12 protein-coding genes are annotated in these 12,917 nt (G+C 62.7%); 8 read left to right on the top strand and 4 right to left on the bottom strand.

From position 1 onward, the window contains the following. The first annotated feature begins 4 nt into the window (after window positions 1-4). The 8 genes from HCA61_RS24700 (at window position 5) to HCA61_RS24665 (ending at window position 8,823) form a co-directional block, all read left to right on the top strand. Entirely contained in the window at window positions 5-1,930 is a 1,926-nt protein-coding gene (locus HCA61_RS24700; RefSeq protein ID WP_169690831.1) for a hypothetical protein, read from the top strand. Next, window positions 1,927-3,849 carry a glycosyltransferase gene (locus tag HCA61_RS24695; RefSeq protein ID WP_169690830.1) on the top strand — a complete coding sequence of 641 codons (1,923 nt, stop codon included), beginning with the start codon at window positions 1,927-1,929 and terminating at the stop codon, window positions 3,847-3,849. Before HCA61_RS24700 ends, HCA61_RS24695 begins: the two co-directional genes overlap by 4 nt. Further along, complete coding sequence (locus tag HCA61_RS24690) at window positions 3,846-4,268, top strand: DUF6325 family protein (protein ID WP_169690829.1); 423 nt, start codon at window positions 3,846-3,848, stop codon at window positions 4,266-4,268. The genes HCA61_RS24695 and HCA61_RS24690 overlap by 4 nt, the downstream gene beginning before the upstream one ends. Window positions 4,269-4,282: 14 nt before the next feature. Further along, window positions 4,283-4,600, top strand: a complete 318-nt coding sequence (locus HCA61_RS24685; RefSeq protein ID WP_169690828.1) for an SHOCT domain-containing protein — start codon at window positions 4,283-4,285, stop codon at window positions 4,598-4,600. A 56-nt stretch (window positions 4,601-4,656) separates the two neighbouring features. Next, entirely contained in the window at window positions 4,657-5,310 is a 654-nt protein-coding gene (locus HCA61_RS24680) for a GAP family protein (protein WP_169690827.1), read from the top strand. Further along, on the top strand, window positions 5,310-7,025 hold the full coding sequence (locus HCA61_RS24675; RefSeq protein WP_169690826.1) for a SulP family inorganic anion transporter: 1,716 nt from the start codon (window positions 5,310-5,312) through the stop codon (window positions 7,023-7,025). Before HCA61_RS24680 ends, HCA61_RS24675 begins: the two co-directional genes overlap by 1 nt. 104 nt (window positions 7,026-7,129) lie before the next feature. Then, complete coding sequence (locus HCA61_RS24670) at window positions 7,130-7,618, top strand: DUF1269 domain-containing protein (RefSeq protein ID WP_054712398.1); 489 nt, start codon at window positions 7,130-7,132, stop codon at window positions 7,616-7,618. 26 nt (window positions 7,619-7,644) lie between these two features. Then, window positions 7,645-8,823, top strand: coding sequence for an AI-2E family transporter (locus tag HCA61_RS24665; protein ID WP_169690825.1), 1,179 nt, complete (start codon window positions 7,645-7,647; stop codon window positions 8,821-8,823). A gap of 20 nt (window positions 8,824-8,843) precedes the next feature. Here HCA61_RS24665 and HCA61_RS24660 read toward each other — a convergent pair whose 3' ends face one another. The 4 genes from HCA61_RS24660 to HCA61_RS24645 are packed head-to-tail and all read right to left on the bottom strand — an operon-like array spanning window position 8,844 to window position 12,916. Further along, a complete protein-coding gene (locus HCA61_RS24660; RefSeq protein WP_169690824.1) occupies window positions 8,844-9,212 on the bottom strand; it encodes a hypothetical protein in 369 nt (122 codons plus the stop codon). After that, window positions 9,209-9,913 (bottom strand): ABC transporter ATP-binding protein, encoded by a 705-nt coding sequence (locus HCA61_RS24655; protein ID WP_169690823.1) that lies wholly within the window; start codon window positions 9,911-9,913, stop codon window positions 9,209-9,211. Before HCA61_RS24655 ends, HCA61_RS24660 begins: the two co-directional genes overlap by 4 nt. Further along, window positions 9,910-10,653, bottom strand: coding sequence for an ABC transporter ATP-binding protein (locus HCA61_RS24650; RefSeq protein WP_169690822.1), 744 nt, complete (start codon window positions 10,651-10,653; stop codon window positions 9,910-9,912). The genes HCA61_RS24655 and HCA61_RS24650 overlap by 4 nt, the downstream gene beginning before the upstream one ends. Then, window positions 10,646-12,916, bottom strand: coding sequence for an ABC transporter permease (locus HCA61_RS24645; protein ID WP_169690821.1), 2,271 nt, complete (start codon window positions 12,914-12,916; stop codon window positions 10,646-10,648). The genes HCA61_RS24650 and HCA61_RS24645 overlap by 8 nt, the downstream gene beginning before the upstream one ends. Window position 12,917: the final 1 nt, after the last annotated feature.

Raw genomic sequence — 12,917 nt, 5'->3', positions numbered from 1 at the left:
ACACTTGAGCGACGACGAACACAACGACGGCACACCGGCGACGGACAAGCCGGACCCCGACCCGGCCGGTGATGACAGCTCGGAGACGTCCGAGTACTTCGCCGGCGAGAAGGGACGTTCGGTCCCGAAGTCAGCGTGGGTCGTGCTCGCAGTGGCCCTGGTGGCGCTACTGGCGTTCTTCCTCCTACGGCCGACATGGTTCACTCGCGACGCCGATGATCACAGTCTGCACGTACCGGCAGACCGTCACTTCATCAAGACGCTGGCCGGATCGGGCCATGCCGACGGAGTATGGCTGACCGACGATTCACCCTCGACGAGCTACCTTGTGACGTTGCCCGCAGACTCCGAGCGCAGCCAGACGCGCCTGCATCTCGCAGGGACCTCTCAAATACCGGACAACAGCACGGTATTCCTGTCGGTGTCAATGGACGGGCAGCAGGTATTCAACAATAAGCTCGCCACCGGCGAAAACGAAGTCGACGCCTACATCGACGTACCAGATCAGATCGCGGCCGACGGCCAAGTCCGTGTTCAGGTCCGTGCGGTGGGCACCCGCCATGACGAAACCTGCACCCCAGACCATTCCTCAGGATTACTGGTCCACCTAGGTCCCGACTCGATGGTCGAGGCCGCCCTCACCGAGCCGGTTCACACGGTTCGCGATGCCGTGGTGTCCTGGGACCGCGACATGACCATCGTCCTGGCCGACGACGGCACCGAATGGCGCACTGCTGCCGCGCAAATGGGTATCGCGCTCACCCGGGCAGGCCACGAGGTCACCTTCGCATCGGACGTGCCCGAACCGGATGGACGCAGCACCATCCTGGTCGGTCCGGACGACGCCCTTCGTGAGGAGGGATGGGCAGGGCCGGACGACGCAGCCGAAGGAATTGTCGTCGGCCGGCTCTCCGACTCTCCCGTGTTGGCTGTCACGACGTCGGACGGTGGGCAGATCTCGCGTTATCTCACAAGCCCCACTGTCACCACCGCCGATGGTGCGGATGCAGACCCCAGGGCGATATCGACTCCACCTCTCGGGGGCGATCGGGTGCCACTCGAAGCGCTGGGAGCCGATACATCCGTCGGCCAGATCACCGAGACCCGACGCTGGCAGATCGGATACTCCCTCTCCGACCTACCGGAAGGCCGTCTACCGCAGTCGGTTTCCGCCAACTTTCAACTCCCGGCCTCACCTCCGGACCTGACCTGGATCCTCAACGTGGAACTCAACGGAGCACTGGTCGCCAGCCATCGACTCAACGACACGGCAGGGAGGGTGACGATCCCACTGCCACCGGGTCGCGAACTGCTCGAGAACGCGATGACGCTGTCGGTCGAACGCGACCGCGATCTCGGAGGCTGTGACGTGCGGGTGACCAGTTACCCCATCCAATTACAGGCAGACTCCACTCTCGATCTTGGAGCCGATCCCGGTGCGGGCTTCACCACAGTACCCTGGACCTTGGCGCCCGGGTTCGCCGTCTATGTGCCTGAGGACGCCGGCGATCGGGTGGTCGAACAACTCAACGCGATCATCCCCACGATCACCAAATTCACACCCGCCAATGAGAATCCCGACTTCCTATGGAACGAGCATCCGGCAACTGGTCGGCCCTTCATCGTCATCGGCAGTACGCCGGACGTCACTTCTCCGGCAAACCTGAGCGACGGGCGGATCGTCGCCGGCCCGGATCACGCTGCACTCGACATCCCGACGTTCGACAACGGTCTTCTCGTTGAGACGGCGACCAGCACCAGCGGGGCCGGCGGTGTGATGATCCAAGCTCTAGGCAGCATAGGACACACCCAACTGCCGACATTCGGGCACGAGGTCGCACAGGTGATCACTCAGCAGGGCAGCTTCACCATCGACGGCGACGGCACCGTAGCGACTGATCCTCCACCGCGGCAGGACCTCCCACGATGACCAATGTGTCGGAGGACCGACCACAGACCGGGGACGGTGACCGCGCACCCATCGCGGATCATTTCCGATCGGTCGACAGCGCGCCTGCCGACTATGCCGTCAATCGACCTGCCAGCGGGACCAACGGATTCCTTATCGTCTTTGTCGGGATCTCCATTCTCGTCATGTGCGTGCGCACTTTCCTCATCCACTCCGGACTCGCCGATGTGCCCCGCGATCTGGTGTTGTTTCCCGAGGGGCGAGGCAACGTCGAGTTTCCACTGCGCATGTTCATCGCATTGTTCTTTCTCACCTACGCCCTGTTCGCGTATTCGAATGGCTGGCGTCGACTGTTCATCGGGGTGAGTCTTCTCGGGAAGTTCGCTGTGTTCTGCATAGTTGTCGACTTCATCGGCGGTCTGCTGTCCGCTGCGGGGGTGGTCTCGATTTCGGTGTTCGCCGGGCAGATGATTGCAGGGCTCGCGGCATTGGCAATCTTTCCCCACACACTGTTGCGGCAGGCCCAGTTGCCTCCGCAGGGACCGCTGCCCGCCGTCCCCGCACACATCCCTCTCGCCTCATTCCTCAAACTCGCGTGTTGTCTGGTCATCGCGATGGTCGGTGCTGCGGTAGCGGTCCACTTCCTCTTCGACGTCGTCGAGGTGTTGAAGAACTTTGCGATTCTGGGTGGCATCGGTGCCGGGGTGTTCCTGATGCAGCAGATTCTCGCTGCATGCACGGCGGTCCTCGGATTCCGGACCCTCAGGAAGTCCCGCGAGCTTCATTTCGCCCCGCCAGCGGCAATTCTGGTGCCGGCGCACAACGAGGCGCACAGCATCAGCGCCACCATTTCCTCGATCGACGACGGCGCAGCGACCTACCCTGGGCGAATTCACCTCTACGTGGTCGACAATGCCTCCACCGACGCCACTCGCGAGACCGCCGAGGAAGAGATCCGGAATTGCACCCACATCACGGGTGAGGTGCTGGATTGCCCCACCCCGGGCAAGGCCATTGCGCTGAACATGGGCATCGACCGGATCCGTGAAGAATTCATCGTTCGCATCGACGCCGACACCGTGATCGGCCCCGGCTGCCTGGAGAACGCGATGCGGCACTTTGCCGAACCCGACGTCGGTTGCGTGGGCGGTATTCCGATGCCCGCGGAGGAGAAGACCTGGATGGACAAGTGCCGGCTTGTCGAGGTCTACATGCGACACGGCTTCTTCCAGGTCTCCCTCGACGGATATGACGGGGTCATGGGAATCCCGGGGATGTTCGCTGTCTACCGGCGCAGCCAAGTCCTCGAGGTCGGCGGCATGGTCCAGGGCATGAACGGCGAAGACACCGACATCTGCATGCGCCTCACAGCAGCCGGATACAAGAGTGTCTCCGATCCGAACGCGGTGTACTACAGCGAAACTCCCGCCTCGTATGCTCATCTGCTCGAACAGCGCACACGCTGGTTCCGCAGCATCTACCACCTGACCGCCCGCAACAGGGCAATGTTGTTCGATCGGCAGACGATGGCCGGAACCTTCGTCCTTCCCTTCAACCTCGTCAATGCGGCCCGTCGGGCGATGCTGGCACCGCTGCTTCTCTTCGCGGTGATCACCGGATTCGCCTTCCACTCCACATTCACCGCGATGCGGTGGCAACCCATCGTCGCAACTCTGCTCGGCATGTCCATGATCATGACCGTCGTCGTCTGCCTGATCTGGCGACCCAGCTCCGTGAAGTACATTCCGATGTATCTGGGTTTCCGTGTGTTGCGCAGCTACTTCACCCTCGGCTCGGCACTGAGCCTGATCTACCCTCCCATGCACCCCCGAATACCACGCAACCTGCGTCGACTCCGCGTACTGGTTCACGCGGGCCGAACCTCATCCGAATCAGGTGAAGCGAGAACAAGGGCATCTTCGGAAGGATCTGACACATGACGCAGCCAGCCGCCATCGGACCCGTCGAAATGGTCGTCCTGTCGTTCCCCGGAACGCGGATCGATCCAGCTGTGACCGCAGCGTTCACCGAAGTGGTCGACCGCGGATATGCCACGGTGCTCGATCTCATCTATCTGGCCAAGGACGACGACGGCTCGATCACCCAGGTCGAGATCGACGAACCACTCTCCGAAACCGGACTCGACGGTCTCACCGTCGACCCGCTCGGTCTGGTCAGCGATGAAGACCTCGACGTCGTCCGCTCTTCGATGGAGCTCGGCACGTCGGCAGTGGTCATCGTGTACGAGGAGACGTGGGCACGCAGACTGGCCGGCGAGGTCCGGAAGGCCGGGGGCGAGGTCGAACTGCATGTCCAGGTACCGAGGGATGCGGTCGAGGCCGCATTGTCGGCAACGTAGAGAAAGGCAATCCCATGGTCTTCCGCAGAGGACGGGTCGGTCGTCCGGGTCTTCTCGGCACCGTCGCACGCACCGCAGTCATCTCGGGCACAGCTACCGCTACGTCCAACGCCATCAACCGGCGCGGTCAGCAGCGCGCAGCCGAGAAGCAGGCCTACACAGAGCAGCAGGCTCCTCCCCCACCACAGGACTATCCTGCCCCGGCTCCTCCTGCACCGCCCGCCCCCTCCGACGATCTGGTCTCGAAGCTGAAGCAACTCGGCGAACTGCACACCGCCGGTGTCTTGTCCGACGAGGAATTCGCAGCCGCGAAAAAGCAACTCCTCGGATGAGATTCACCCGATACAGGCGATCCGGGCCGCGTCGCAGCGCTGATTGACTTACCGCCATGGGCGCCGCAATCGGAGATATCCTCCCCTTGGCCGTGGGTGTCGCGATATCACCGATACCCATTGTTGCCGTGATCCTGATGTTGTTGTCGCGCAACGCGCGAACGACAAGCGCAGGGTTCGGTCTCGGCTGGCTGGTCGGGATCCTCGCGGTCACCGGAATCGTCATTCTCCTGGCCGGTTCGATCACTCCGGACGACGGAGACGGAGCCACCACCGGCTGGGTCAAGGTGGTCCTCGGTCTCCTCCTGATACTCCTCGCATTCAAGCAATGGCAATCGCGGTCCGACACCGCACCTCCCAAGTGGATGCAGGCCATCGACGAGTTCACGTTCGTCAAGGCCACCGGTCTCGGCCTCGCCCTGTCTGCGGTCAACCCCAAGAACCTGCTCCTGTGCGTGTCTGCGGGTGTTGCCATCGGCACCGCCGGATTGTCCTCCGGTAACGCGATAGTGGTGTGGCTGGTCTTCACTGTGCTGGCCGCCTGCTCGGTGCTGGTGCCCGTCCTCGGTTATGCGGTGGCAGCGGAACGGTTGGCGAGCGCGCTCGACGCGACCAAGACATGGCTGCAGGCGAACAACCATGTGGTGATGGCGATCGTACTGCTGATCATGGGTGCGGTCGTCCTCGGTAAAGGCCTCGGTGGACTGTAGTGAATCAGCAGACCACGACCTACTGGCCCTTCTTCCGATCGCTGCAGGGCTACCGCACATCATGGATCCGCCCCGACGTCATCGCCGGCCTGACGGTCTGGGCGGTCCTCGTCCCGGAGGCACTGGCCTACGCGACAATCGCGGGGGTTCCTCCGGTGGTAGGCCTGTACGCGGCGATCCCCTCTCTGATTCTGTATGCGGCAGCAGGCAGTTCGAAGCATCTCGTCGTGGGCCCGATGTCGGCCACCGCAGCACTGTCAGCGGCGATCATCGCTCCGATCGCCGGCGCCGACGACGGCAAGTTCATCGCGTTGTCGGCAGGGTTGGCGATTGCCACCGGAATCGTAGGTCTGATCGCCGGGTTCGCCCGCCTCGGATTCGTCGCGTCGTTCATCTCCGAACCGGTGCTCAAGGGCTTCATCGTCGGACTCGCGTTGACGATCATCATCGGGCAGGTGCCGAAACTCTTCGGAATCGAGACGGCCGAAGGGAACTTCTTCGTCAAGGCGTGGGGCGTCGTCCGAGGTCTCGGCGACACCGAGTGGCGCACCCTGGGAGTCGGCGCTCTCTGCCTCGTCGTCGTCCTGGGTTTCAAACGATGGCTGCCACTCATCCCCGGCGCGCTGGTCGCGGTGGCCGTCGGCATCCTTGCGGTAGCAGTCTTCGGTCTCGACGACAAAGGAGTGGCCATCGTCGGGCACATCGATTCTGGTCTGCCGACACTGGGCATACCCGACGGGCTCGGATTCCACGACTACATCGACCTCCTCGGGCCCGCCGTCGGAGTTCTGCTGATCGGATTCGCCGAAGGCCTGGGCGCGGCAAAGACGTACGCGGTCAAGCACGGCTACACCGTCGATCCCAACCGCGAACTGCTGGGCCTCGGCGCCGCCAACCTCGGATCCGGTTTCAGCTCGGGCATGGTCGTCAACGGCAGCCTCTCCAAGACCGCTGTCAATGGCGGCGCGGGAGCGCGAACTCAGGTCAGCGGCCTCGTGGTCGCCGCCCTGGTGGTCCTGACACTGCTGTTCCTCACCGGGCTGTTCGAACAGCTGCCGGACGCCGCACTCGCAGCCATCGTGATTGCGGCGGTCGTCGAACTGGTCGATTTCGCTGCGCTGCGCCGCCTCTACCGGGTGTGGACCGACCGGCTGGGCAGCATCTACGGCGTCGCTGCGCGAGAAGATTTCGCTGCGGCGATCGCGGCAATGCTCGGCGTGCTGCTGTTCGATACGCTTCCCGGACTCGTCATCGGCATCGGGGTGTCGATGTTGCTGTTGCTGTACCGGTCGTCCCGACCGCACGTTGCGTCACTGGTCCGCGAGGGCGACCGGTGGGTGGATGTCACAACACGCCCGTCGAGCGACCTTGCCGCCGAAAGGTCCGACGTTCTCGTGGTCCGGGTCGAGTCCGGACTCTATTTCGCGAACTCCGACTACGTGCACCAGCAGATCGAGGCGCGCTGCACCGCCGAGACTCGGATCGTCGTCCTGGATGCGGAGACGTCCCCGTTCATCGATGTCAGTGCCGCACAGATGCTTTTCGAACTACGCGACACGCTCGCCGGCAACGGCATCACGCTACGTATCGCACGCGACATCGGTCAATTCGGTGATGTGCTGGACCATTCGAATTCCGCGGTCACACCGATCGCGGTCTATCCGACCGTCCGTGCCGCCGTTGCCGGCGCAGACCCGATTACCGACACGGACTGACCAGTCCCGCAGGATCTCACCCTCGCCGTATGAAGACCCGAAACCGGGCCGCACCATAGCGTCGAGTTCGACAGCATCACCACGTCACCGAATCGAGGAAATCCATGGCCGGAACCCTGACCGTATGGAAGTTCGATACCGAAACCGGCGCCGACACTGCCGTCGAGACGTTGAAAGACCTGCAGCGTCAGGAACTCATCACCGTGCACGACGCCGCCGTGGTCAGTTGGGCCGAAGGCGCGAAGAAACCGAAGACACGCCAGCTGAACAACCTCGCCGGGATCGGCGCTCTGGGCGGTGCCTTCTGGGGACTGCTCTTCGGCATCCTGTTCTTCATTCCTCTCATCGGTGCCGCAGTCGGAGCTGGGATCGGAGCCCTGAGCGGTTCTCTGACCGATGTCGGAATCGACGACAGCTTCATCAAGCAGTTGAAGGAGAAGATCACTCCGGGCACGTCTGCCCTGTTCGTCTTGACCTCCGACGCGACCCTCGATCGAGTTCACGACGAGTTCAAGGGGCAGAAGGCCGAATTGATCTCGACGAACCTCTCCCATGATCAGGAAGCAGCCCTGCGCGAAGTCTTCGCCGAATAACACAGCGTCGACCAGGAGGAATCCGGATGGGCTCCCGATACACACCTGTGAACACAGAATCGGCACCGCTGCCCTGGACGATTCCTCGGGGGTTGATCGTTCTCCTTGCCCTGGCAGCCACCGTCGTTGCGGTTGCCGGGGCAAGGGCGCTATCTGGTTTGCTCGCTCCGCTGTTCCTGGCGTTGATGCTCACCATTGCGGTGCAGCCGATTCAGACGTGGGCCGCGCGGCGGGGGATTCCCGTCTGGGCAGGGATGCTGGCCGCGTTGGCAGCCGTGTACGCCATCCTGCTCGGTTTGATCGGCGCACTTCTCCTGTCCGCAGCCCAACTTGCCACAGAGTTGCCGCAGTACACCGACAGCATGAACAACTTGCTCGACGGGGTACATGCGCGGTTGAGCGATGCCGGAGTCGACGACGATCGCATCGCCAGCGCGCTGAGCAGTCTCGATCTCGGGAAACTCGTCGGATTGCTCGACGACCTGCTGGCAGGACTCCTCGGAGTCGTCTCGAACGTCGTCTTCATCATGGCTCTGCTGCTGTTCATGGCCATCGATGGCACTACCATCGGGCGCCGCATGCGCGTCGTCGACCGGATGCGTCCCGACATCTCCTACGCGCTCTCTGCTTTCGTCGGCGGCACACGCAAGTACCTGATCGTCTCCACTGTCTTCGGTCTCATCGTGGCGGTCTTCGACGGTGCTGCGCTGTGGCTGCTGGGTGTGCCACTTCCCATCCTCTGGGCGCTGCTGTCGTTCATCACCAACTACATCCCGAACATCGGCTTCATCATCGGACTCGTTCCTCCCGCGCTTCTCGCATTGCTCGAAGGCGGACCGGAACTCATGTTGTGGGTGATCGTGGTCTACAGCGTCATCAACTTCGTGATCCAGTCGATCATCCAACCGAAGTTCGTGGGAGACGCCGTCGGGTTGAGCGTGACAGTGACATTCCTGTCGCTGGTGTTCTGGTCGTGGGTGCTGGGGGCACTCGGAGCACTTCTGGCGGTGCCGTTGACGCTGCTCGTGAAGGCCCTGCTCATCGATATCGATCAGTCCACGCGATGGGTCGATGCTCTGATCAGCGATTCATCCGACGCCCCCGAACCGGACCCCGACACATCCGACCTGGACAGATCCGAAAAGCCCGGGAACCTCGACGATGCTGCAGAACCACCAGCAGAACACGTCGAGGACCCGGGCTGACCGGCATCGCCGTCACCTCATCAAGATGTCTTGGGCGCGAGCGCCTCTGCCATCCTCTCCGCCTGAGCGTTGCTTTCGAGCAGCTGCCGGACGAGCCACAGGCTCAGTACGCGGGTGACCGCCGCCGCGAGATACACCGCCATGCCGATCAAAGTGATCGTCACGAAACCGATGCTCAACAGCTGGTACGAGAGCAGGTCGCGGGAATCCGACAACGTCAGCGACGCGATGTACACGATGAAGGTGGCCACCGCACCGATGATCATCAGCGCCAAGCCGATGTACTTGCTCTTCGCCCCACCTGATCCGGCGCCGGCCGAATCAAGACCCAGCGACGAAACATCCTTCTTGAACTGTTCACGCCGTTCGTCGACGAGAGTCATGGTCATCCTCCTAGATAACTGGTAGACAGTGCTTCTTCGATCTCCGCCGGATCACCGGTGTGAACCACTCGACCCTGCAGCATCAGTGCGGCACTGGTCGCGATGGGAAGCACTGCCCGCGCAAACTGCTCCGCGACGAGAATCGAAACACCTTCGGCTGCGAGCTCGCCGACGATGTCGTAGATCTGCGAGACGATTCGAGGGGCAAGACCCATCGACAGTTCGTCGAGTAGCAGCACGGTCGGATTGGTTCCCAACGCGCGCGACAAAGCGAGCATCTGCTGCTCGCCACCCGACATCGAGCCCGCAAGCTGGTTTCGCCGCTCACCCAGAATCGGGAATCGGGTGTACGCGACCTCTTCGAGAGCGGGGAGCGCCACACCGGTTCCGGTAGCGATCCACAGGTTCTCCCGCACCGTCAGGTTCGGAAAGACCCCTCTCCCTTCCGGGATCGAACAGACTCCCAGGCGTGCCAATTCTGCCGCGGACGCGCCGTTGACAACGTTTCCGGCCAGTCGGAACTCTCCCGAACTCACCGGATGAATTCCGGAGCACACCCTCAGCGTCGTCGTCTTACCGCCGCCGTTGGGCCCGAGCAACGCGACGACAGTTCCCGGTTCCACGACTATGTCGACGCCGCGGAGAACCTCGATCGATCCGTACGCCGCTCGTACATCGACGAGTTCGAGCAACGGTTCGGTGCTCATACCGCCTCCTCCTCGGTTCCGATGTACGCGTTGATCACTGCCTGATCGTTCTTGATCTCGTCCGGGTCGCCGCTGGCCAGAATCGCGCCGTAGTCGAGCACGTGGATCGTCGAGCACAGCTTCATCACCAGAGGGATGTCGTGTTCGACGAGGCAGATCGAAAGCCCTTGTTCTGCAAGGCCGGTGAGCAGTTCGGCGAACTGCTCTGTTTCCTGCTCCGTCTGGCCGGATGCGGGCTCGTCGAGCAACAGAACCCGTGGTGACGTCATCAGTGCTCGCGCCACCTCCACCACACGAGCACGTCCGGTGGGGATGTCTGAGACGTCTTGGCCTGCAATATCGGCAAGCCCAGTGAGCTCGAGAAGCCGGTCGGTCTCGGATTCCACATCGATACGCGCCCGGGTGTTGGCGTTGTGGATGTCGCCTGCCACGCGCAGGTTGTCCCGCACCGACAGCGACACGAACAGTTCGAGTCGCTGGAAGGTGCGGGCAAGGCCCTGCCTGGCTCGCTTGTACGGCGGCGCGGAGGTGACGTCGCGGCCGTCGAGGAACACCTTGCCTGCCGTCGGCTTCTGTAGTCCCGTGATGGTGTTGAACAACGTGGTCTTGCCGGCACCGTTCGGGCCGATCAGTCCGGTGATCGTCCCATTCGAAATCTGGATGCTCACATCTTTGACTGCTTTGTGACCACCGAATTGAACAGTGACACCTCGTGTTTCGAGGATCGGTGTGTCAGCCATTGGTGACCAGCTCCTTATCGCTCCGTGCGGGAGGCGTCGACAGGTACTCCGCTATGCCGAGTTCGCGGTCGATCTCGTCGCGCACCTGCTCGCTGTAGGGCTCGTCCACACCCACACGCTCCGGCACCAGCGGCTCACGGCGCTTCGCTTCCTCTGCTCCGAGCACGGCCTCGGGCATCAGCCATTGTCCGACGACGGGGAGCATGAACACCGTCGCGATGGTGATCGACGCAAACCACCAGTTGTCCAACACACCGACGAGCGCAAGGAGATACGACACCAGGACCACGACCGCGCCACCGGCCAGTACCGGCTTCGCGTTCGCGAGGGTGCGGTAACCCTCGATCACCTGGTGCACACTACCGCTGGGGTTGAGCGCAACGCCGATACCGATCAGCGCCGGGCTCACCGCCGCGATATTGCCGAAGAGCGTCCACATATCGGCGTGCCCGGGCTGCGCCGTCGCGAGGTTCGCGAACGTGGTCATGATGACCGCAAAGCCGATACCCGACATCAGGCCGCCGAACAAGGCACCCGAGACGTAGCCGATGCCCGCCACGACGGTGAGCATCAACAATGACAGGCTCACCATGATCGAGAAGCTTTCGTTCGACACCGACCCCATCGCGCTCGCCATGAAGAGTCCGCCGAGACCGGCGATACCGGACGACAACGCGAAGACGCCGAGTTTGAGCCGGACGAGGCTCTGCCCGAGCATCGCGGACGCCGCAGGGCTGTCCTTCATCGCGGCCAAACGCCGGCCGTAGCCACTGTTGCGCAGGGCGATCACGCCCACGCCGAGTACTGCAAAAAGGACCGTCATGGTCATGAGGAACACGGTCTCGTTGCGCAGATCGAGTGGTCCGACCTTCAATGGCGGGATCGCGATGTTGCCGTCGGTGAAGATCGAGAACTGGACACCGAAGAGTTCACGCTGGGTGGTGTCGCGCAGCACCATGTTCGACAGGAACACGCCGAACGCCATCGTCGCCAATGCCAGATACAGGCCGCGGAGTCGCAGCGCAGGCAACGCGATCAAACCACCGATCACCGCGGCCGCGGCGACGCCGAGCGCCACGCCCCACAAATTGAGGTGGGCAGCAAGTCCGGCACCCGATATACCGAAGTGGAACGCAACGATCGTGGAGATCGCACCGAACGACACCGGCGCGAGGTTCATCTCGCCTGCGTATCCGGTGAGAAGCGTCAACGACAGCGCGATGATCGCGAATGTCATGCCGATCGTCATCGTCGTCACCGCCGAAGTCACCATGAGCAGGCGGATCGCGTAGACGATGATCACCAGCGCCACTGCCCACGCCACCGCCTTGCGTACCGACGGCACGTGGTAGCGCTCGCGGGTTCGGGTGACCGCACCGCGCAGACGATCCTGAGGCAGCACGATCAGCACTACGAACAGCGCGATCATCGGCAGTGATACACGGAAATTCGACGTCCAGTTCCAGGAGGTCGGGAAGTACGCGAGTACGTAGGTGGCCGCCAGACCCAGAAAGATCGCTCCGGCGAACGTCCGAGGAATACTGCGCAGGCGGCCGAACATCGCTGCGGCGAAAGCGTCGATGACGAGCAACGTCAGCATGTTGGCTTCGAGCGTGCCGCCATTGATGGGGGTGATCAGGATACCGGCGAGCACCGCGAGCGTCGATCCCATCACCCACGACAGCGCAGCGAGACGATCCGGGTCGTGTCCGTTGAGCCGCAGCAGATCCGGATCGTCGACGACGCCGCGCATCGCCACGCCCGTACGGGTGCGGGTGAACATGATGCGCAGGCCCACTGCAATGAGAATTGCGACGCCGATGCAGATCAGTTCGTGGTAGCGGATGCCGACGCCGAGGATCTCGATTCCGCTCTGGTCACCGAAGAACATCGCCATGGTGCGCGGTTCTTCCGGATGCCAGAACCAGTGCGAGATCGAGACCATGCCGAGAAGGATCGAGACGGTGACGACGATCTTCGTCACCTCGGCCGTGTCACGCATTCCGCGCATGATGACCGTGTAGAGGAACAGGCCCATGAGCGGGCCGAGGAGGCCGAGCACGATGAGTAGCGCCACGGGAGTGGGCAGGCCCCAGCCGACTTTGAACTGCCAATAGGCGAAGGCCCCGAGCATCGCCTGCGCGCCGTGTGCGAAGTTGAAGATGCCCGATGTGTTGTAGGTGAGAACAAGGCCCGATGCTGCGATCGCATATACCGATCCGAGCACCAATCCCAGAACTGTGAAGGTCAAGAAGGTGTCCATA

This window comes from Rhodococcus sp. HNM0563, from assembly GCF_012726195.1.
Lineage (GTDB): Bacteria > Actinomycetota > Actinomycetes > Mycobacteriales > Mycobacteriaceae > Rhodococcus.
The sequence above is the reverse complement of the archived record's forward strand: the minus strand, read 5'-3'. Positions and strand labels throughout refer to the sequence as shown.

Coding starts and splice junctions, on each gene's coding strand:
- HCA61_RS24645 (WP_169690821.1), bottom strand. CDS start 12,916: ATGGACACCTTCTTGACCTTCACAGTTCTGGGATTGGTGCTCGGATCG.
- HCA61_RS24690 (WP_169690829.1), top strand. CDS start 3,846: ATGACGCAGCCAGCCGCCATCGGACCCGTCGAAATGGTCGTCCTGTCG.
- HCA61_RS24660 (WP_169690824.1), bottom strand. CDS start 9,212: ATGACCATGACTCTCGTCGACGAACGGCGTGAACAGTTCAAGAAGGAT.
- HCA61_RS24670 (WP_054712398.1), top strand. CDS start 7,130: ATGGCCGGAACCCTGACCGTATGGAAGTTCGATACCGAAACCGGCGCC.
- HCA61_RS24650 (WP_169690822.1), bottom strand. CDS start 10,653: ATGGCTGACACACCGATCCTCGAAACACGAGGTGTCACTGTTCAATTC.
- HCA61_RS24695 (WP_169690830.1), top strand. CDS start 1,927: ATGACCAATGTGTCGGAGGACCGACCACAGACCGGGGACGGTGACCGC.
- HCA61_RS24685 (WP_169690828.1), top strand. CDS start 4,283: ATGGTCTTCCGCAGAGGACGGGTCGGTCGTCCGGGTCTTCTCGGCACC.
- HCA61_RS24680 (WP_169690827.1), top strand. CDS start 4,657: ATGGGCGCCGCAATCGGAGATATCCTCCCCTTGGCCGTGGGTGTCGCG.
- HCA61_RS24655 (WP_169690823.1), bottom strand. CDS start 9,913: ATGAGCACCGAACCGTTGCTCGAACTCGTCGATGTACGAGCGGCGTAC.
- HCA61_RS24665 (WP_169690825.1), top strand. CDS start 7,645: ATGGGCTCCCGATACACACCTGTGAACACAGAATCGGCACCGCTGCCC.